The organism is Streptococcus iniae (assembly GCF_030732225.1).
GTDB lineage: Bacteria > Bacillota > Bacilli > Lactobacillales > Streptococcaceae > Streptococcus > Streptococcus iniae.
The window spans coordinates 1,371,275-1,393,661 of record NZ_CP132230.1; the positions used below are offsets into that span (position 1 = coordinate 1,371,275).

16 protein-coding genes and 2 pseudogenes are annotated in these 22,387 nt (G+C 37.3%); 3 read left to right on the plus strand and 15 right to left on the minus strand.

Annotation, left to right across the window (positions count from 1 at the left end):
- Nucleotides 1–57 precede the first annotated feature (57 nt).
- On the plus strand, nt 58–3,111 hold the full coding sequence (locus Q9317_RS06745; RefSeq protein ID WP_003101214.1) for an ATP-binding protein: 3,054 nt from the start codon (nt 58–60) through the stop codon (nt 3,109–3,111).
- A 25-nt stretch (nt 3,112–3,136) separates the two neighbouring features.
- Here Q9317_RS06745 and hutG read toward each other — a convergent pair whose 3' ends face one another.
- The 10 genes and pseudogenes from hutG to hutU all read right to left on the minus strand — a co-directional run bounded on the left by hutG (nt 3,137) and on the right by hutU (nt 15,099).
- Entirely contained in the window at nt 3,137–4,141 is a 1,005-nt protein-coding gene (gene hutG / locus Q9317_RS06750; protein WP_003101216.1) for a formimidoylglutamase, read from the minus strand.
- A 20-nt stretch (nt 4,142–4,161) separates the two neighbouring features.
- Entirely contained in the window at nt 4,162–4,725 is a 564-nt protein-coding gene (folE, locus tag Q9317_RS06755; RefSeq protein WP_003101217.1) for a GTP cyclohydrolase I FolE, read from the minus strand.
- Nucleotides 4,712–5,989 carry a bifunctional folylpolyglutamate synthase/dihydrofolate synthase gene (locus Q9317_RS06760; protein ID WP_003101219.1) on the minus strand — a complete coding sequence of 426 codons (1,278 nt, stop codon included), beginning with the start codon at nt 5,987–5,989 and terminating at the stop codon, nt 4,712–4,714. The genes folE and Q9317_RS06760 overlap by 14 nt, the downstream gene beginning before the upstream one ends.
- A gap of 173 nt (nt 5,990–6,162) precedes the next feature.
- Nucleotides 6,163–7,711: pseudogene (hutH, locus tag Q9317_RS06765) on the minus strand (histidine ammonia-lyase).
- 22 nt (nt 7,712–7,733) lie between these two features.
- Nucleotides 7,734–9,065 (minus strand): APC family permease, encoded by a 1,332-nt coding sequence (locus tag Q9317_RS06770; protein WP_003101227.1) that lies wholly within the window; start codon nt 9,063–9,065, stop codon nt 7,734–7,736.
- Nucleotides 9,052–9,705, minus strand: coding sequence for a HutD family protein (locus Q9317_RS06775; RefSeq protein WP_003101234.1), 654 nt, complete (start codon nt 9,703–9,705; stop codon nt 9,052–9,054). Before Q9317_RS06775 ends, Q9317_RS06770 begins: the two co-directional genes overlap by 14 nt.
- Before the next feature lie 16 nt (nt 9,706–9,721).
- Nucleotides 9,722–11,395, minus strand: coding sequence for a formate--tetrahydrofolate ligase (locus Q9317_RS06780; RefSeq protein WP_016356070.1), 1,674 nt, complete (start codon nt 11,393–11,395; stop codon nt 9,722–9,724).
- A gap of 14 nt (nt 11,396–11,409) precedes the next feature.
- Entirely contained in the window at nt 11,410–12,036 is a 627-nt protein-coding gene (locus Q9317_RS06785; protein WP_003101236.1) for a cyclodeaminase/cyclohydrolase family protein, read from the minus strand.
- 14 nt (nt 12,037–12,050) lie between these two features.
- On the minus strand, nt 12,051–12,950 hold the full coding sequence (ftcD, locus tag Q9317_RS06790; protein ID WP_003101238.1) for a glutamate formimidoyltransferase: 900 nt from the start codon (nt 12,948–12,950) through the stop codon (nt 12,051–12,053).
- Between the two features lie 118 nt (nt 12,951–13,068).
- A complete protein-coding gene (hutU, locus tag Q9317_RS06795) occupies nt 13,069–15,099 on the minus strand; it encodes a urocanate hydratase (protein ID WP_003101241.1) in 2,031 nt (676 codons plus the stop codon).
- Nucleotides 15,100–15,300: 201 nt separating this feature from the next.
- Here hutU and hutI point away from each other — a divergent pair, with 201 nt between their 5' ends.
- Together hutI and Q9317_RS06805 are read left to right on the plus strand one after the other, a co-directional pair.
- Complete coding sequence (hutI, locus tag Q9317_RS06800; protein ID WP_003101242.1) at nt 15,301–16,557, plus strand: imidazolonepropionase; 1,257 nt, start codon at nt 15,301–15,303, stop codon at nt 16,555–16,557.
- A gap of 71 nt (nt 16,558–16,628) precedes the next feature.
- Nucleotides 16,629–16,769: a hypothetical protein gene (locus tag Q9317_RS06805; RefSeq protein ID WP_003101244.1), complete on the plus strand. Its 141-nt coding sequence runs from the start codon at nt 16,629–16,631 to the stop codon at nt 16,767–16,769.
- A gap of 21 nt (nt 16,770–16,790) precedes the next feature.
- Here Q9317_RS06805 and Q9317_RS06810 read toward each other — a convergent pair whose 3' ends face one another.
- The 5 genes and pseudogenes from Q9317_RS06810 to Q9317_RS06830 all read right to left on the minus strand — a co-directional run.
- On the minus strand, nt 16,791–18,440 hold the full coding sequence (locus Q9317_RS06810) for a peptide ABC transporter substrate-binding protein (protein WP_305981535.1): 1,650 nt from the start codon (nt 18,438–18,440) through the stop codon (nt 16,791–16,793).
- A gap of 156 nt (nt 18,441–18,596) precedes the next feature.
- Nucleotides 18,597–18,809, minus strand: coding sequence for a YdbC family protein (locus tag Q9317_RS06815; RefSeq protein WP_003101249.1), 213 nt, complete (start codon nt 18,807–18,809; stop codon nt 18,597–18,599).
- 127 nt (nt 18,810–18,936) lie between these two features.
- Nucleotides 18,937–20,232, minus strand: coding sequence for a peptidase U32 family protein (locus tag Q9317_RS06820; RefSeq protein ID WP_121791526.1), 1,296 nt, complete (start codon nt 20,230–20,232; stop codon nt 18,937–18,939).
- Nucleotides 20,233–20,303: 71 nt separating this feature from the next.
- Entirely contained in the window at nt 20,304–21,230 is a 927-nt protein-coding gene (locus tag Q9317_RS06825) for a peptidase U32 family protein (RefSeq protein ID WP_003101251.1), read from the minus strand.
- A 346-nt stretch (nt 21,231–21,576) separates the two neighbouring features.
- A pseudogene (locus Q9317_RS06830) lies at nt 21,577–22,338 on the minus strand (IS30-like element ISSag9 family transposase); the annotation flags it as partial.
- Nucleotides 22,339–22,387 lie beyond the last annotated feature (49 nt).

Below are 22,387 nucleotides of genomic sequence, written 5' to 3' on the forward strand. Positions count from 1 at the left end.
GATAAATGCTTTTTTTTAGGTTATAGTGGAATGAGAAGAAATGGAGGCGTTTTCACTATGAAAATTTTACGTTTTACCCTACTTGGGAATCCTTCCATCCATCTAGACAATCAGGAAATCTTTTTTTCTTTTGCAAAAATAAATGCTCTCCTTTACTATATGGTCATTAATGGGAATGTGAACCGTGACGAAATCGCAGGCATTCTCTGGGAAGATAAGGATACAAAAACCGCCAAAAAAAACCTACGTAATTCCATTTACCAGGTTAATAAACTATTGGGAGATGACTACATCATAAGTCCCAGCAAATCACTATTGCAGTTTAATCCAGAGGTCAACATTGAAAGTGATGTTGCACATTTTTCAAAAAATCCTCTGACACACCTCTCTTTATATAAAGGAGAATTTTTACAGAATTTCTTTTTAAAAAGTAATGAAACCTATGACCTTTGGTTAACAAAAATGCGGTCCCACTTGGAGCAAGTTTACATTAAAACCTGTTACCAAAACATTGACCAAATGATGGAAACGGCCGACTTTGAAGAGATTGAAGATCATATTTTTAAGCTGATTAGTATTGATGAATTTGAAGAACGGCATTACCAATTACTGATGAAACTTTATCAAAAATACCAGCGTTTTGGCAAGGTCATCGAAACCTATTATAAATTAGTCAATCTACTTGATGAAGAATTGGGCATTGCACCCAGCCCAGCAAGTCAGGCTATCTATGAAGAGGTAGTTGCTAAAGACCGTAACCATAAAAAAATCAAAAAATTTCTCAGAACCACTAATGATTTCTTTGGTCGACTAGACGTTATCAAAGAATTAGAAGATTATTTCAATGCAGTATATGATAGCAAACAATCACACACCATGCTTTTATTAGGTGGTACAGGAATTGGCAAAAAAACAGTAACCCGGCAAGTCCTCTCCAACCAGACCAGCCGCTATCAGATTGTCACTGCTGAATGCTTTCATGAAGAAAACTCCCATTCCTTACAAGTGATTAAAGATATCTTGGAAGGCTTAGGCGACTTGGTTCTAGAATACCAATTAATGACATTAAAAGACTGGAATCAAAGACTAGAATACTTTTTCCCAAGTTTTCTCAAGGACAAAGACAATCAAACAAGACAAGATGATTCCATTAGCCTAACGCGTTTCATGATTGATATACTGAAAAAACTCTCAAGCCAAAAAGCCACTGTTATTCTGATTGAGGACATTCATTGGATGTCTGCTGAGGCTGTGGACATTTTACAAACCCTTGTTAACCATTTAGAAGATGCTCCTTTAGCATTAGTTTTAACCAAACACCTCAACTCCAATAACTACTTGGACCAGTTCTTTAATCACCTCATCAGTCGTAAGCGTATTGACTTTCTTAAAATCAATAACCTCTCGGAAAAAGAAAGCATGGATTACCTGAAGCAAACACTAGGTCACCTCAACTCCTCTCAGCAAGACTACAATAAAATATACCAAATCAGTGAAGGCAACCCTTTCTTTTTATCTGAATATGCTAACCTGCTTTTGAAGGGGCAAAAATTCACCCCCCTAACACCTGCCATCGAAGCAAAACTGTCTCTAAAACTAAAACAAATTAGTAGCCAAGAAGAAGAGCTCCTCTACTACTTGTCCTGTTTTAGAAATCCACCTACTTTGAAATTATTGGCAGAGCTGATGACCTTAAAAATTGAAGAAACCATTGATATCATAGAAGCACTTTGTCAAAGACAGCTCCTGTTTGAAGCAACAGATGAGGATGAGGTTCTTGCCATCTTTAAGCAAAAACTGATGGCTCATTTTTGCTACAGTCGTATATCACTAGCAAAAAGACGGCTCTTACATGCACAAATTGCAAAAACAATGGAGAAAACTACCAATCTCATTTCTTGCAGTAAGAAGATTTTTGATGAAATGGCCTATCATTATCAAGAAGCCAAACAACCCTTAAAATCACTCTATCATCACCTCAATTACTTGGAAGCCATGTTACAGTTCCAGCATGAACTTTTCCCAATCTATGCACAAAACCGATCTGAATCAGGGCAATTTGATTACAAAAGGCATCAAGCCATTCAAAAACAGTTTGATGGCATTAACCAAGACATTCAAGAATTGCACCCTAAATATCAAGCTGACAAACAATTTCAAGAATCATTGATTCGTTTCTTGTATCTAGAAGGCTGCTACAAAATTCGGGTCGGTCAATACCAACAAGGCATTTCGGATATTCAAAAAGTGATTTCGATAGCTAGTGAATGGCAACACACCAGCTACTTGCTTGAGAGCTATCGTCAGATTATTCACTACTGTATCCAGGTTGAAAATATTTCTGAAATGAAATACTACACTGAGTTAGCTTTAGAAGCAGCCATTACAGCAAACAACTATGAAGCTATCGCTATTCAACTCAGACTAAGTGGCCTTTACCATCTCATGACTGGCAATATTGATGAGGCAACAAGCAAGTGCAAGCAATCAATTGACCTGTTTACTTTGACCAGTAGTATCCAATCCAAATACGCCATTCAAATTGCTGCAGCCTATGATTATTTAGCAGAAATCAAACAAATTCAAGGCAATTTAGCAGATGCTATGGCCTATCAAGAAAAAGCCATTCAACTCAGCCTCAATAAGCGCAGCGAAACGTCTATTCTCTCATTCTATATTGGCTTAGGTATTTCATATTACCAACAGGGAAACAATCACAAAGCGCAAGCCATTTTCACTGAAGCAAAAGAAGGGCTTAAAACTCTTAGTTTCCCTTGGAAAGAAGTTCAACTTGAAGTTTATTTGGCTTTAATTAATAGTGATAAGGGCAATTTCCAACCATTGATTGACTTGATTCATAAAAAAGAAGAGTTGATTGCCCGCTATTCAAACCCACGGGACAAGGGCATGATTTACTATCTTATGGCTATTAGCAAGAATAAATTGACTCAAAAAATCATTTCAGATCAAAGACTGGAAACCTTACTTGACGACAATCTGTTGGACTACCTTCAAATCGCCAAGAAACACTTAAATCCTTACCGGGATTGTAGACAACTTGAAGAATTAGAGAAGTTAGAACAAACCCTTAACAAAGCAAAACGTCTATAGCAACACAAGCTATAAACGTTTTTTCTTATTGAAGTGTCCTAAAGGCATTTTGCGCTAAAATCTGTGTGATGTAAAAAATGAAAGTAGCCGCTAAATTTGCGGTGTGATGATCAATATCATGTGGAGGCGATACTTCAACAATATCAAAACCAATTAATTTTCCACTGGCTGCAATATGTTGTAAAACAAGTAAGGCTAGTTTAGGATCAACTCCCAAGGATTGAATAGCACTTACCCCAGGGGCATTGGCTGCCGCAAAACAGTCCATATCAATGGTCAGGTAAACATGTTTTTGGTCTTTTAAGAAGTGGTCAATGCGACTGCAAATCTCGTTATGCCCCATTTTATACATATCTTGACCTGTTAGAAAAGAAATTCCTTTTGATTTGGCAACAAAGTCGAAGAGAAAGAGATTATTGTTATGTTCTTGAATCCCTAAAATTAGGTAAGGAAACAGTTGGTTAACTGTCAAAGCATGATCAAACATCTGTCGAAAACCTGTTCCAGAGTTTGGACCAGTTTGGTCATATGGGCGTAAGTCAAAATGGGCATCCATATTGATCACAGCCAGTTCGTCTTGAGGATCAATGGATGATTTGAGACCTAAATAATGCCCAAAAGCTGTCCCATGCCCTCCTCCTAAAACAATTGGCTTGATGTTTAGAGCTTTCATGCGTTTGATGGCTTTAGCTAGACTTTCTTGCATCTGTTCCAAAGATTGGTTTGGCGCATCAATGTCACCAACATCATAGAGATTTACATGATGACCAAAATGCCAAGGCAATTTAGCTAACTGTTGCCTAATAGCATCAGGGCCCTCCACTGCTCCAACACGCCCATGGTTAATATAGACCCCCTTATCACTTTTAAAGCCAATAATCCCAAAATGAACACCCTCAAAAGTCTCTAAAGAATCATCATTTAAGTCTAAAAATTTAATGAGCATGCCCCATTTAGCATTGTAAAGGTCATCATCATCAATACCACGATGGTAATAACTGTGGGTCATTGGAAAATAATTACTTAACATATTTGGTAAGCCCCTTATCCTTAACGTTCTTTAATCAATTCTAACACTTCCTTACGCAGTTGGCTATCTTCTTGATATATTCCTCTAGTCATAAGTGTCACTGTTTTGCTTCCTGACTTTTTAACACCGCGCATGTTCATACACATATGCTCTGCTTCAAGCATGACAAGGATTCCCTTGGGTTGTAATGCTTCTTGCATAGCATCTGCAATTTGTCCAGTCAGTCTTTCTTGTAATTGTGGGCGCTGGCTAGCTACCTCAACTGCTCTTGCCAACTTACTAAGGCCTGTCACCTTACCATCATTTGGTAAATAAGCCAGATGAGCCTTGCCATAAAAAGGCAATAAATGGTGTTCACACATAGAATGAAAGGGAATATCCTTAACAATGATCAAGTCGTCATACCCTTCTGAAAATACAGCTGTAAATTGGTCTTTCGGATCTTCTTCCATACCGGAAAAGACTTGAGCGTACATCTTAGCCACACGTTTTGGAGTGTCAAGGAGGCCTTCTCGCTCTGGATTCTCCCCAATAGCTTCTAAAAGGTCGTAAATGGCTTTTTTGGCTTTCTCATAATCTATCATTTTCTTCTACTCTATTCATTTTAATAAAATCTTGCCTTACCTGTGAGATAAAATAAAGTGACCCCGTCACAAGATATAGATTATCACAAGAACTATGACGAGCTTCTTGTAAAAAACTGTGATAGTCGTCAATTCTATCATAGCCTTGTGGATAATCATCTAGCTGTAAAGCTTTTGGAAAAGAAAAAGTGGTCACAAATACAGATCCCAGACTAGACAATTTGTCAAGCATGCTATCAAGAGGTTTTGACTTGATTGCTGCAAAAAGGATATGCATTTTCTTATCAGTATAGTCATCTTGAATGAGTTTAACTAAGGCATCAATACTCTCATTATTATGCGCCCCATCAAGCATCAATTGCGGCATCAAAAATTCTGTACGCCCCACCCAACTTGTCTGTGCTATTGCTGTCCTGATATTTTCTAAAGTCACCTTCGGGTAAGCTTTTTGGAGAATAAGGCTTACCATGATAGCCAAGCTGGCATTTTGTCTTTGATGGGAACCAAGCATTTTCAATGTGATATTTTTCAACACCTGCTCCTTGTAACAAAAATCAAAACTAGCATGTGATTCCAAAATGGTAAAATCAGTCCCTAAGTGAAAAGCCCTGCTATTTTTTTGTTGGCAAATCTCATGAAAAACTTGAGTGACCGACTGATTCTGACTAGCAAAAATAAAGGCTTCTCCTCCCTTTAAAACAGAAGCCTTTTGATAAGCAATCTCAGCATGCGTTTTTCCAAGCATTTCCTGATGGTCTAAACCAATTGACGGGCAAACTACTGCCAAAGCATGGAACATGTTGGTCGCATCATTTAGACCACCTATTCCAGCTTCTATAATAGCTATATCTACAGAGTTTATGCGAGTAAAATATAAAAACATCATCAAGCAAACCACTTCAAACTCACTTGCTGGTGCAAAGTCTGTTTGTTCAGGTAAGCTATCTACTACAGGTTGAACAAGCTCAACCAAGCTAATTAAATCAGCTTTAGAGATCATTTGTCCATCAATTGCTATTCTCTCTCTAAAATCAATAATAAATGGGGAGGTAAAGGTTCCAACACGATAAGCTGATTGCCTAAAAATATGCTGCAAATATGCTACTGTTGAGCCTTTACCATTTGTGCCAACCACATGAACAGCTGGTAAATGCCTTTGAGGATTGTCAAAAGCATTTAACAACCATTCCATTCTTTTTAAACCAGGTTTGGGGCCAAGTTTTATCTTTGCGTGTATCCAATTTAAGGCTTCTTGATAATTCACTTCATCACTCCAATCTGATTGTCAAAGACGACTCTATAACCCTCTCATTATAAAAACTTCTTTTCCTTGTGTCAACTGACTTCGAAAAAAGTAAGAGTTTGAAACACGAAGCTGAATCAAACTCTTAAAATGTTTACTTATTAAAATTTGTCTCTATAAAACAATTCTTAAGACTAAAACTGAATGGACAAGTCCACTGCTTCTTCAACAGCTGCTAAGAATGCTTCACTTTCAACAACTTCTGAAGCTTTGTTTAATTCATCATAAATTTCAATATCTTTATCAAATTCGATAAAACTCATGTGTTTGCGAATAAGGTCATAAGCAGGTTGAGTGCCTTTACCAAGTTTACCATTTGTTGGTTTAAGATCTAAGGCTTGGCAGGCAGCCATAATTTCAGTTGCAACAATCCGACGAGAATTTTTTAAGATTTCTCCGGCTTTGCGGGCAGCTGTTGTTCCCATACTGACAAAATCTTCTTGATTTTCACAAGATGGAATGGAATCCACACTTGCTGGATGTGCTAAAATTTTGTTTTCAGCAGCCAATGATGCGCAAGCATATTGTGTAATCATAAAGCCTGAGTTAAGACCTGGGTGTTTAACTAAGAATGATGGTAATTTACTCAAGTTTGTATTGACCAAACGTTCAACACGGCGTTCAGACACATTACCAATTTCTGAAATGGCAATTCCTAAGAAATCAAATGGTTGAGCCATTGGTTCACCGTGGAAGTTTCCTCCTGAAATAACGTGACCATCTTTACAAATGATTGGATTATCCGTAACGGCGTTGATTTCAATTTCAACTTTCTCTTTGACATAAGCAATGGTATCTTTACTTGCTCCATGGATTTGCGGGATACAGCGCAGGGTATAAGGATCTTGCACATGGTTTTGACTTGCCACACTTGTATTTCCACTACCCTCAATCAAATGACGAATATTTCGAGCAGTTGCTAGTTGGCCGCTTTGAGGACGAATAGTATGTAACCTTTCTTCAAATGGACTAGCAATGCCATTATGAACTTCAAGAGAAAGGGCACCTGCAATATCTGATAGTTTTAAAAGATTGATGGCATCATAGGTCACAAGAGCTCCAATACCTGTTAAAACAGTTGTTCCATTAATCAAAGCTAAACCTTCTTTAGCAATGCCTTGTTTGCTCAATTGTGTCAATACCTGCTTTTGCCATTGCTTCTTTACCAGAAAGTAACTCACCTTTATAATAAGCTTTTCCTAGTCCCAACATTGGCAATACCATATGAGATAAGGGTGCTAAGTCACCAGAAGCACCTAATGATCCCTTTTCAGGAATATAAGGGTGAACACCTTTGTTAAGAAGTTCTAATAATTTTTCAATTGTTGATAGACGAATACCAGAAAAACCTTTTACTAAAGAATTAATACGAATTAGCATAATAGCTCGCACAGCGTCTTCTGGTAATGGATTACCAAAACCACTAGAATGTGTGCGAATCAAGTTTTCTTGCAATTGAACAGTATCTTCAGGGGAAATACTAACATTACAAAGAGAACCAAAGCCAGTGTTAATGCCATAAACAACACGTTTTTCACGAACAATGTCATCTACAATTTGACGTGATGCTTTCACTTCTTCTTTAGCTGATTCAGCAATTCGACACTCAACCCCTTTACGGGCGACTGCAATTACATCTTCTAAGGTTAAACTTTTTCCGTCTAATGTTATAATATTTGTCATTGATCTTTTCTCCTATAAGTAATTACTCCACTTTTGTTCTGGCATGACCTTTACGACCATGCATTAGATAGTAAACTGTACTAGCGACAATTACACCAATTAAACCATAGATAATATTCATTGGGTTATCACCGACAATCATAATAAGACTGACAATAACAGCTACAATTGGAATAACCGGACCAAATGGAACACGGAAGATAACATTTGCATCTGGTTCCATTTTACGAAGTTTGATAACAGCTAAAGCTGTTGGAATGTATTGGAAGAAACGAAAGACAACACTAAGTGTCGCTAATGTTTCAAATGTACCTGACAACAAGAGAGCAATTGCAATACCACTTGAAATCATGATGGCAACAACTGGTGCAGCATTTTTGTTTTCTTTAGCAATTTTTGCTGGAAGCAATCCTTCGTTTGCAATAGCAGCTCCATAACGAGGAACCATAATTGATTCACCCATATTTAAACCAGTGATAGAGATTAAAGCACCTATTGAAACTAACCAAGCACCTGCAGGGCCAATCATTTTAACAAATGCATCTTGTACTGGTGCATCTGTACTCATAATTCCAGAACCAAGCATTGCAATGGTACCACCAATGATAAGCATGTACAATACTGAGACGATACTAATTGAACCAAGAATAGCACGGGGGACATTTTTTTCTGGGTTACGCATTTCACCTGCTACAATAGATAGGGTTTCAAAACCGATAAAACCGTAGAAAATGTAAACTGCTGTTTTAGAAACGGCACTAAATAAACTTTGACCTTGTTCTAGTTGAGTAAATGGGGTAAAGTTTGGCATCCCTTGTTTCAAAAAGAAAATAGTGATAACTGAGAAAGCAACAATAGGAATTAATTTTGCGATTGTTGCTGTAATAGTCAAGACTTTAGATGTTTTCAAACCAGCAATGTTCATCAATGAAAGCATGATAACAAGGCCAATTGAAAGTGGAATATTCCATCCCTCAAATGCTGGGAAGGTGATAATAAACATTTTAGCAAAACCTGCTGCCATCGCTGCCCAAGCAAAGATAGTAACAGTCCAACCAAGGAAACCAACATTGAAACCAATGAAATCTCCAAATGCACGTTTAGAATATTGGAAAGCTCCACCATTTTTACCAAAGTAACCGGAAACTTCCGCAAAACAAACTGCTAACATAATTGTCAAGATTGCTGTTCCTAACATAACAGCAATAGATGCTGGGCCTAAGCCTTTATAAATTTCTTGTGGTAGTAAGAAAATACCAGAACCAATAACGGCATTAATTCCGTATAAGGTCGCTCCACTTAGACTAAATTTAGCATCTTCTCTTTCTTTTTCAGTAATCTTAGTTGAATCCATAATAATGCTCCTCCTTAAAGAGCCTTTCATCATGCAAACCAAATCCTCTTCTGTAGGATAATCCTGCCCAAACTGCTATAGCGACATCCTTTTGTTTTTCGCTTGTCAATTGAATGTGACATGCTTTTTTGGGGGGTTCTTTTTCTATTACTAATAAATGGTTGGCTTTGAGCATTTGCTTATCACCATAATTAATTTGATAAGTCACATCACACAAAGAATAGACCATTTGAATAGACTGACTGTTACATATAGGATCATTATTGCTAGTGATAGCCATTAATTGGCCACAGTAGTCATCATTAAAAATGAAATTAAAGTCAGTACATTTTCCAATACTTCTTATCCTATCGCTCCCTTCAAAGTAATATGCTTGAAATGGATGTAAGTCCACTGTTTTATGGCTAGTATGATTGATTAAAGTCATGGGATGATCAAGGGTCATAATAATTCTGTGATAACCACTTAAGTCAGAAAAAGTTGTTTCTTCAAGAGATACACTTGCCGTTGATAGTCTAAACTCAAAATCTCTATTTAAATAGCGACTCGTTGGAGGGAAAAGATAAAGTTCTTTTGTTTTCCCTCCAGACCAATCTGACATTACAAACGATTTTGGTTCTAAAACATATTGTTTAGCCATATGAGTTCACTTACACTTAAAATAAACCACTAATATTGCCTTGATCGTCAATATCGATTTTCTCACTGGCAGGTACTTTAGGTAGTCCTGGCATTGTCATTACTGCACCAGTTAATGCCACAATAAAGCCTGCACCTGCTGAAACTTTAAGGTTTGAAATCTTAACAGTAAAGTCTTTTGGTGCGCCAAGTTTTTTAGCATCATCTGAGAATGAATATTGCGTTTTTGCCATACAAATTGGATAAGAGCCAAATCCAAGTCTTTCAAGTTCTGCCATCTCTTTTTTAGCTGCTGGGGTTAATGAAATACCTTTACCCCCATAGACTTTAGTAACAATCTTAGTTAGTTTAGTTTCAATAGAATCATCTTCATCATAGACAAAGCTGAAGTTATTTTCTTGTTCTGCAAGAGCTACAACTTTTTCAGCTAATTCAGCTCCACCTGCACCACCATTTGCCCAAACGTCTGATATAACGACATCTACTTGACGTTTTTCACAGGCATCATACACTGCTTGCAACTCAGCTTCTGTATCAAGTGGGAATTTATTGATGGCAACAACTACTGGCAAACCATAAACTTCTTGAATAGTTTCCAAGTGTTTATCTAAGTTTGGTAGTCCATTAAGAACTGCTTCAACATTTTCAGTAACTAAATCCGCCTTTTGAACACCGCCATGCATTTTCAATGCTCTGATAGTTGCAACAAGGACAACTGCTGATGGCCTAATTCCTGATAGTCGACATTTAATATCGATGAATTTTTCTGCGCCGAGGTCTGCCCCAAAACCTGCTTCGGTTACAGTATAGTCAGCATATTTCAATGCTAGTTTTGTGGCAAGCACACTGTTACACCCATGAGCAATGTTTGCAAATGGCCCACCATGGATTAATGCTGGTGTGTGTTCAAGTGTTTGGACAATATTTGGATGGATGGCTTCTTTTAAGAGAGCAGCCATTGCACCTGCTGCTTTTAAATCACCTGCTGTCACAGGCTCTCCTTGAAAATTATAGCCAATAATAATCTTTTCAAGCCGTGCTTTCAAATCAGAAATAGATTCTGACAAACATAGAATTGCCATGATTTCTGATGCAACTGTAATATCGTAACCATCTTCGCGTGGAACACCATTAACTTTGCCTTGTAAGCCATTCACAATATGACGCAATTGGCGATCATTCATGTCCACAACACGCTTCCAAGTAATGCGACGAGAATCAATCCCTAGGCTATTACCATGATGAATATGATTGTCAATTAAAGCTGCCAATAAATTATTTGCAATTCCAATTGCATGGAAGTCCCCAGTAAAATGAAGGTTAATATCTTCCATTGGAACAACTTGCGCGTGTCCACCACCGGCAGCTCCACCTTTAACACCAAATACTGGTCCAAGCGAAGGTTCACGTAAGGCAATGACAGCCTTTTTACCAATATGTGAAAGGGCATCCACTAAGCCAACAGAAGTCGTTGTTTTTCCTTCTCCTGCTGGTGTCGGTGAGATAGCAGTTACTAGAATTAATTTGCCATCTTTTTTATCTTTAAGGGCTTGTAGCTGATGTGAATCAATTTTAGCTTTATACTTGCCATAAAGTGTCAAATCTTCTTCGTCTATTCCTAATGCTTTTGCAACATCAACAATAGGCTTCATATCAACAGAATTTGCTATATCTATATCTGAAAGCACCATGAGATCTCCTTTTATTATAATCGTTTTAATACATCTGAATAAATAGAATCTGCTAATTGACTACCTTTTTCTAATAATTTTTGACCATTATCACGATATTCACTAACAAAAGCTTCATCTTTAATACCTGATAGGTTAATGAGTACATTTAGCCATGCCCCTTGTAAGCCAGCTTTAAGATTTAAAGCCGCAACCCCTAAATCACTAGCAGCGTTTGTATTTGATTTACCAACTGCTTTTTCAGTTGTTTCAAGTGCAGTAAGTATTTTTTTCATCATTGAAAATGGTGATTTTGTTGCTTCTTTCAATGCATTTTGCATCGCTTTGCGTCTTTTAGCTTTATCATCATCAGTTTCTTTAGGTAAATCAAAGACTGCTGAAACAAGGTTAAAAGCTTCTGTATCTTTGTCAATTGCAGCTAACAATTCTGTTTGTAATTCTTGAGCTTCTTGATGAACTCCTTTAATCACATCTTGGAATTCTTCATATTTCTTTTTGCCTATGGTTAATTCACAAACCATCTTAGTTAGTGAAATCCCATTTGCTGCTGATAATGCTGCAGCTGATCCACCACCAGGAGCTGGGGCGTCAGACCCTAAAACTTGAGCAAAATCAGTCAGTGTTAAATCAACTAATGCCATCGTCTATGTCCTTTCTATCCCAATAAATGATTTTCTAAAATTTGTTTGCCATAGTCAAAATCTTCTACTTGGAGATAATATTCAGCAACATCAACTAAAGCCTTAGCCGGAGCAAGACCAATGATTTCAGAACCAATAATATTAACACCATAACGTTTTGCTTCAAACTTAATGGTTTCGAATGTGCGATAAAGGGAACATTTTTCAAAATTAACCATATTCATTGACACTTGGGCAATGTTACGATCTTCTAACATCAAGCCAATCCCTTTACAGTATTTGTAGCCACCACTTGAACCACGGATAATTTTAGCAATACTTTTAGCAACTTCAACATTATCTGTATCTAAGTTAACATTAAATGCTACTAGCGGCATACGAGCACCAATTGCAGTTACACCAGCAGTAGGATGAATTTTTCTGTCACCAAAATCAGGTGCCCAATCCTCTTCCAAAAGTTTGTCAGCCATGCCTTCAAATTGCCCTTTACGAACTTTCGCAAGATTTTGACGTTCCGGACGACTTGCTGAATCTTCATATAAGAAAATTGGAATATTCAATTCAGTATTAACACGTTCTGCAACTTTTTTAGAAATCTCAACACATTCTTCAGTTGTGATTTCTTTAATGGGTACAAATGGACAAACATCTGTTGCCCCCATACGAGGGTGTTCACCTTGATGTTTTGTCATATCTATAGTTTCACTAGCATATTTGATGAGTTGGAATGCTACTTCTTGGATACTATTGTCATCACCTACAAGCGTAAAAACACTGCGGTTATGACTAGCATCAGAAGAATAATCTAATAAGGTCACACCGGGAATACTTTTGGCAGTTTTTACCAAGCCATCAATAACCTCTTGATTTCTTCCTTCTGAAAAGTTTGGGATACATTCAACAATTTTTGACATTCTTTTCTCCTTTTATTATTGGTTTATATTATTTTTGTTATCGCTTACAATTTATTATAAAGAAAATCGGGGAGCAAATCTAGCTATATCTTTAGATCAGTTCCCCGAAAAGGAAAACCTAATTAAACAATTGTGCAACAGCATCTTTAATTAGTTGCTCATCTGTGAGGTAAGGAATGGTAATATGATCTGTGCCTTCATTAAGTTTATTGTATTCAATAGCCGTTTCAATAGCATGATCATTACGAGCCCAGTTACGTCTTGCAACACCACCCATAGTATCCCAAGCAATAGCTGATTTAATGATTTCGTCAATGCGTTCACTACCATCAAGAACTAGTCCAAAACCACCATTGATAGCTTTACCAATACCAGTACCACCACCATTATGGAGGGCAACTAAACTCATACCACGCGCAGCATTTCCGGCATAACATTGAACAGCCATATCAGCACATACATTTGAGCCATCTTTAATATTTGATGTTTCACGAAATGGTGAATCTGTTCCCGAAACGTCATGGTGGTCACGACCAATCATAACAGGACCAATTTTACCGTCTCTAACCATTTCGTTAAATTTAAGCGCGATATTAACACGACCCATACAATCTTGATAAAGAATGCGAGCTTCGGTACCAACAACAAGTTGATTCTTTTCAGCATCTCTAATCCAGTTATAGTTATCGCGATCTTGGTAACGTCTTTCTGGGTTAATAACTTCCATTGCAGCTTTATCAGTTGCTTGAAGATCTTCGTGTTTACCACTTAAGCAACACCAACGAAATGGCCCATACCCATAGTCAAACAGCATTGGTCCCATGATATCTTCAACATATGATGGCCAGATAAAGCCGTCTTTATCATCAATACCATTTTTAGAAATTTCCATGACTCCTGAGTCAAAGACTGACTTCATAAATGCATTACCATAATCGAAGAAATAAGTCCCTTTTGCAGTCAATGCTTTGATTGCTTTGAAATGACGTTCTAAAGTCATATCTACCATTTCATGGAATTTTTCTTTATCTTCACCTAAAAGTTTGGTTCTCTCTTCAAAGCTAATGCCTACTGGACAGTAACCACCATCATAAACATTATGACAAGACGTTTGATCAGATAAAAGATCAACATGGATATTTTCTTTTATAGCATATTCAAGCAAGTCAACAATATTACCATGATAGGCAATTGATGTTGTTTCATTTTTTTCTTGTGCATCAAGTGCTAGCTTCATAGCTTCTTCTACTGTTTCTGCTACTTGACTAATCCAACCCTGTGAATGACGTGTTTCAATACGTGAGTCATCTACTTCAGCAATAATTGATACTGCTTTAGCAATTTCAGCTGCCTTACCTTGTGCGCCACTCATACCGCCAAGACCTGATGAAATGAATAACTTACCAGTCAAGTCCCCATCATCAGCTACACCAAGTTTTAAACGACCTGCATTCAAAAGGGTATTAAATGTTCCATGGACAATACCTTGTGGTCCGATATACATCCAGCCACCTGCTGTCATTTGACCATAGTTTGTAACCCCCATCTCTTCAGCGATTTCCCAATCTTTCATGTTATCATACTCACCAACAAGCAATCCGTTGGTGATGATTACACGAGGAGCTTCTGGTTTAGATTTAAAAAGACCTAATGGGTGCCCTGACTCAACAACCAAAGTTTGGTCATCAGTCATTACTTCAAGATATTTTTTTATCAAGTTATATTGCATCCAGTTGGCACAAACTGAACCTGTTTCCCCATAAGTGACTAACTCGTATGGGTAGAGGGCAATTTCAAAGCTAAGGTTATTATCAATCATAACTTGCATCGCTTTTGCTGCTACTGAATTCCCTTTATAATCATCAATTGGTTTACCATAAATCCTTTCTTTTGGACGCCAACGATAGCCATAAATACGGCCTCTTGTTTTTAATTCTTCAAGAAATTCTGGAATAACTTCTTCATGGAATCTTTTTGGAACATACCTTAGGGCATTTTTTAAAGCAACTTCTGTTTGTGCTTGACTTAGTCGAAATCCCCTATCTGGTGCTCGTCTAATACCTTCTTGAAAAACCGTTTTTTCAGGTAAAACATCATCCAATTTTACGGTCATAGCTGCAGAAATATCTGCTTCACTATAATGTGTCATAGAAAACCTCCTCAATGTCTTCAGTCTGTTTTTGTTATTTGTTAACTCTAGTTTAAAAAATAGCCGTCCATATTCAGTCAAGTTTTTTTAAAAAGTCAAAACTTTTTTTAAAAAAATTCACCTGATTGTTTTTTGACGAAAATTTGACGCTTTTAGACTATGATTTAGATGTATTTACGACTTATATAAAGGAGATCTGTTATGGTCGCTGATTTACTTTTAGTTCATTTTAACCAAATTTTCTGCCCAAATGACCCTGGTCACCCACTTTTTGGCCATCAAATGAAAGAAGCTAATATAATTGAGAATGGCTATATCGCCATAAAAGATGGGGTTATCTTAGAAGTTGGTAGTGGTGAGCCGCAAGAAGCATTGATTGGTAATAAGACGAAAATCATTTCTTATCAGGGAAAAATTGCGACACCTGGTCTTATTGACTGTCACACACATCTGGTCTATGGCGGCAGCCGTGAACATGAATTTTCTCAAAAGTTAAATGGGGTTTCTTACCTAGATATACTAGCTCAAGGCGGGGGAATATTAAGTACTGTAAGAGCAACAAGAAAGGCTTCCTTTGATAATCTTTATGATAAATCCAAACGACTATTAGATTATATGCTTTTGCACGGTGTCACTACTGTTGAAGCCAAAAGTGGTTACGGCCTTAATTGGGAAACTGAAAAAAGGCAGTTAGAGGTTACAAAAGCATTGGATAAAGAACATGATATTGATTTGATTTCAACTTTCATGGCTGCACATGCTATTCCTCAAGAGTTTAAAGGACAGTCCAAGGACTATTTAGACCTGATTATTAATGACATGCTTCCTGTTGTTAAAACAGAAAAGCTTGCTGAATTTTGTGATATTTTCTGCGAAAGTGGTGTTTTCACTGCTGAAGAATCCCATTATCTCCTATCAAAAGCTAAAGAAATGGGCTTTAAATTAAGAATTCATGCTGATGAAATAAAATCAATTGGTGGTGTTGATGTTGCTACTGAATTGGGAGCAATTAGTGCTGAGCATTTAATGATGATTACAGATCAAGGTATTGAAAAAATGAGTCAAGCAAAAGTCATCGGTAATCTCCTTCCGGCAACAACTTTTAGCCTAATGGAAGATACTTATGCACCTGCTCGCAAAATGATTGAAAAAGGTATGGCAATTACCTTATCAACGGATAGCAATCCTGGTTCATGCCCAACAGCAAATATGCAGTTTGTCATGCAATTAGGCTCTTATATGATGAAGCTAACACCTATTGAAATCTTAAACGCCGTTACTATTAATGCTGCCTACTCAGTTGCAAGACAAGAAAAAATTGGCTCCTTCGATAAAGGTAAAGCAGCTGATATTGCTATCTTTGATGCACCAAATATTGATTATATCTTTTATTTCTTTGCTACAAATCTTATCCACCATGTTTATAAAAATGGACAATGCGTCGTTACTAATAATTAATCGGAAAAAATGGAAATTTTGAATCATGCATCCCTTTTATGGTAAAATAAAAGAAAGATAGGGAGGTTTGAATGCGAAAAGAACACATTAGTTATTTATCTGCAGCGATTTTTATCATTTATGGTTTGGTTAGCCATAAATTGATTTTCCTAGTACTTGGTTTTGTACTCTTAATTGTTGGATTGGCCAATTACATTAGACAGCAAAAATAACTCCGTGTGGAGTTATTTTTCTTATTTTGTCTTGTAGGCGGTTGTGAAGTCGACATCAAGTCCTGTCGAATTACGAACTAAGCCTTTAAGATTTGGATTTTGTAAACCTTCATTTGATAAGGCATAAAGTGGATTGTAGTGCGCCCCTTCAAAAAGAACTTTCTCAGCTGCTTTATAGTCATCTGCTGCTGCATCTTTATCCAATGCATTAGTTGTTAAAGCATTTTTATAAGCTGCGTCATATTCAGGACTTGCCACTTTACCATAGTTGTAGTCTGAAACAGTTGTAAACAAGCCGTAGAAAGTTGAGCCTTCTGGATAATCTCCACCCCAACTAACAAAAGCAATTTCAAAGTTTTGTTTTTTAGTGTCTGCTAACCGTTGTTTAAAGGTTACGAATTTCTCTTCTAATGTAAATCCTGGTAAGTTCTTCTCCCAAGACTCTTTCAAATAATCACCCGCTGCTTTTTTGGCAGGATTATCTGAGTCTGCTGTCATGGTTAGTGTCAGTGAATCAATTCCTAACTCTTGCAAACCTTCTTTGAAGAGTTTAGCAGCTGCTTCTTTATCAAATTGATAAGGTTGTGCAACGTGTTTGCCTAAATCTGTCCCATCAGTAAGAGTTGCTAAACCTGCTGGAGCAAGTGCCTTTGCTGGTTTTGATCCCGTATCAACAGCCGCTTTCACAAGTCCTTGTCTATCTGTTGCAAGATTAAGTGCTTGACGAATTTTTTGGTTGCTTAGGGCTTTAACCGTTCCTGTTTCATTATAAGCAAGGTAATCAGCGCGAGCTTCTGCAATTTCAACCTTATCCTTATTCTTTTTATTCGCATTATAGATTGCTGATGTTCCAGAGATATTAGCAAAGTCTAACTGACCTTGTTTATACATTTGAACAGCTGTATCTGGTTTTTTCACAGCTTGGACTGCAACAGTCTTAGTTTTAACATTTTTGGCATTCCAATAATTTTTATTTTTAACCAATTTAAAGCTTCCACTTGTACCATTCCATCCTTTAACGACATACGGGCCAGAATACAAGACTTTTTCAGAGGATGTCCCATAGTCTCCCCCAGCTTTTTCAACAAAGGCTTTTTTCTGTGGAACAAAGTTCGAGAAGGATAATAAGCTTTCAAACTGTGGCGCTGGATTGTCTAAAGTGAAAATAACTTTATTGCCGTCAGCCTTTACTCCTAATTCCGAAAGATCTGTTAACTCACCAGAAATGAGTTTATCTGCATTATGCAAGTGAGCATCTGTTGTTAAATAAGAATACTCCGATGCTGTTTTTGGATCAACCATACGTTGCCAGGTGTAAACAAAGTCCTCAGCTGTTAATTTACTGCCATCAGACCATTTGAGGTTATCACGGAGTGTTGCTGTGTAGGTTTTTCCATCTTTAGAAATCTCAAGTTTTTTAGCCAAATCAGGCTTTAAAGCTCCCGTTTTATCGACACGCAATAGATTACTTCCTGAATTACCAATAGCCATAGCTGAATATCGGTCTGTGTTTTTTGAAACATCTAGTGTGATAATTTCAGTTGGTGTGTACCAATTAATTTGGTCTTTCGAAGCTGAGTTTGCAGAGTCTGATTTTCCACCACAAGCAACTAAAGTTGTCACAGTAGCTAACGTTAATCCTGCTGTCGCAAATGTCTTCCAAGTTTTCATAACCTTTACCTCTATTTCATTAATCCATTTAAGTTATGAATCTGATATTATCATAAATTTCAGAATTGTCAAACTATTCGGAATATTTTTGTTCATTAGATGTAAAAACCGAATAAGAGGCAAAAAACCTAAAAGAAAACTTTTAGGTTTTGATTTTTAGTTTTTGAAAGCTTGGACAATTTTATCAAATTCCTCATTAGTTAAGGTAATTCCTTTACCCATCTTTGTATGATCGGGACTCCAGGTTCTAATGTCCCATTTTGCTTCTGCCCCATTAAAGGACACACGATTTAATTCCTTAGTCCATCCCTTATCACTTTCTGATAAGGTTAAAAGGTGTTCTTCTATTGTAAATGAAAATTCTGCCATTTTTTCCTCCTATCTCTTTATTCGTTATTTTTTAGGATTTCTACTATTAGTTTATCAATTTACCAATACTAATGCTAATAAAAGTGTTTATCAATCAAAAAAGTTGCGACTAGCACAACCTTTTTCATTAAGCATTTGCTCGAACTGTCTTACTTGAACCATCTTTCTGGTAAAGATTAACAAGACCTTCTTTACATGCCCTGATCATATCACCTGCTTTAACGGCTTGTGGTAAGTTAATGGTTAGTAAGGCCATTGGATTTGGTGCACGGTCGATTTTATTGCCATCTTCATCATGCAAGTCCTTAACAATAGTTTCAAAATGACGAAAGCCCGGTCCGTAAAATTCAATTTTATCACCTTCATGAATAACATTGCGCTGACGGATGGTTGCTGTCATTGTTTCATCATCAAACGAAACTACTTCTCCGACAAATTTATATTGCGGAATTTTGCGACGCGCTCCAAATAATTGTTCATTTTCAGTTGGAATGCCATAATAAAAACCACTAGCTAATTCACGTTGAGCAACTTTCCATAATTCATCAATCAAATCCTCTTTAATGGCATTAAAAGCTTCTGGGCTTTCCATGTAAGCATCTACCGCAGCCTTGTAACAATTGGTTACTGTTGAAACGTAATGAATTGATTTCATACGGCCTTCGATTTTAAGACTATCAACACCATTTTCAATTAAATCAGGAATGTGCTCAATCATACACATATCAACTGATGACATTGAATACTCTTCAGGGATTTCACCTTTTAATGAGCGTCTTTCAGAACCAAATGGCATGTCGTAAAGATCGTATTTCCAACGGCAGGATTGTGAACAACCTCCGCGGTTAGCATCACGATGACTCATGTGATTTGAAAGGACACAACGGCCAGAATAAGAAATACACATGGCTCCATGTACAAAAGCCTCAATTTCAACCTCTGTTCTTTTACGAATCTCAGCCAATTCTGCCATATTAACTTCACGTGCTAATACAACACGGGTTAATCCCATTTCTTTCCAAAATTCAAAGGTTTCGTAATTGGTTGATGAGGCTTGGGTTGATAAATGGATTTCTAAGCCCGGAGCTTCAGTTGAACAAATGACAATCAATGCTGGGTCAGATACAATAACAGCATCCAATCCCATATCTCGTAATTGACGGAACCATTCACCAGCTCCCAATTCATTTCCTTCATGGGTTACCATATTGGCAGCAACATAAACTTTAGCAGCGCGAGCATGGGCATAATCAATACCTTCTTGTAACTCTTCCATTGAGAAATTACCTGCTCTACTGCGCAAGCCATAAGCCTGACCACCAACAAAGACCGCATCTGCTCCGTAGTCAATTGCAACTTTTAATTTTTCTAGTGTCCCTGCGGGGGATAGAACCTCGGGACGTTTTTTTACGCTATCTGTCATGATTATTCCTTTTTAGTAATCCTTAAGATTTTTGTATGTCACAAGGACAATAGTAATGTTCAATTTTAACTTTATTTGACTGTTTTAGGGTCGAATTCATAGAAACCAGTATCTAGTCCACGACCTGCAGGATGAAGTTTTTCGACTGCTTGGCTAAGGTTTTGCGCTTGCTCATCAGTCCATTGCCCTTTTTCAAACATGTGACGGGCCTCTACAAATAATTGACAAATAGCCACAAAATCATGACCCGGGCAATAAATACCATCTAGTTTCCAATGGTTTAAGTCATGTGCAACCAGTTGGTCTAATTTTGGCATCATGCTAATGTCATTATTAATGAAAATGTGAGTGCCATGCTTGTCTTGATAAATAGAATAATGACTTTCTGGGTCACCGGGTTCTGCTAAAAATAAGCCCCGCTCACGAGTCACCTGATCATCAATATGGGTGAAACGATAATAATTTTCAAGTAGTGGACGTTTGGAATGGTGAATAACAGAAGCCCCGTAAACAAGAATTTCCGCAGGATACTCAAGGTTTTCAGCTAATGCAAAGAGTTCAGCAGATGGGATTTCTCTCGCCAATACGGTTTCAACTGCACCGTGTTGCCCCCAAAAATTAACTTGTCGGCTTGAAGTCACAAAAACCGATGTGTCGTAAATGAGTTTAAAATTGTAGCCATCTCGTTTGTTAACGTAAAAAAGACCTGCATCACCTACAACAAGGTAATCAACTTGAATGTCTTTCATAAGGTCTAAGAAAGGCTTAACAGAATCCATCATATCCTGATGCATCAAGGCATTGCAGGCGACAGTCAATTCTTTTCCTGCCTCATGAACCAACCTTGCAATCTCTCTTAAGTCGTCATCAGAAAAATGATGTGGGAGACGTAAACCATAATTTTCTTCACCAACATAAATGCGGTCAACTCCAATTGCTAGGAGTTCTTTAACTTGTTCAATACTTTCAGCTGTAGCTGTTATGATTATTTTTTCCATATAAAAAATATTATAACAAATTTTTAGCTCTTTGAAAGCACATTTCTTGCCAATTATGATAACTTGTGCTTATGCTAAATTCTCAAAGTAAGTTCCACCTCTAGTAGAAATGGAATTTAGTCTGATAAAAACCAATAAAAACCAACGAAAATCCGTCTCAGACTAAGTTCCGTTGGTTTTTATAATACTTGATTTCATAGGTTTTCAGAGTTAAAAATCGCAAAAAAAGGGTACAAGAAAACCTCCTCATCTGAAAGCGTTTCAGATTAAGTTCCGCTATGGTTGAAGTTAGTGTGAGACGTTTAGGTTGTATCAGTTAGTTGATTAGGTTAGATTTTGTCTTTTATTAGATTTTGTCTTTTAATAGTTTGGGAGATTGGCAGACGTCTTCCGCAGTAATTTCCTCAATACCGAGTATACTTGCGATGTCTTTTCCGTAAGTAAAAGAGAATAGCTCATAAGCCGTTTTACCATTTAGAGCCTGTCTCTTAACGCTGTTGATATGAGATAGTGCCAGATTAATGTCCTCTTGAGTCAAGTTGTCGAAGGAAGTCCCCTTAGGCAGTATGTCTCTCACGAGGGTATGATTCTTCTCGATTCTTGCTTTCTGGTCAGACCGATTAGGGTCACAAAAGAAGAGTTGAGACTGTCCACAAACATCTATCTCAATATCATCCACTCTAGCGAATTCCCCACCATTATCCGTTAGGATAACAGGAAAGAGTTTGAAGAAGTCTCTCTTGTTATCATAGAGTGTCCTCTTAATGACCTGTATGTGTTTAGCAGTTTCGATAGCTGTCTTAGAATCCATCAGTTTGGCAAAGATGAAGTTACAGAAGGCGACATTGAAGGTGAGAAGGACCTTTCCACCAATCCGTCCAATAACCGTGTCCATTTCAAGCCAGGAGTTCAGCTCTGATTGGTTCATGTGTTCTATAAAATCCTCGTACCGTCGCCCTTCTTTAATCGCTTTTGGAATAGGAGGGAGTGTGCTCTTTCGCCTTTTTTTGAACTTCACAGCTCTAGGTAGGTCGATTGGTGTGATGGATAGGTAGCCTTTCTTGATGTGTCGATAAACGGTTGAAGAACTCACTTCTAGATCGTTGGTTGAATAGGTTACACTAAACTAGACAGAAATTATAAAGTGTTCTACACTT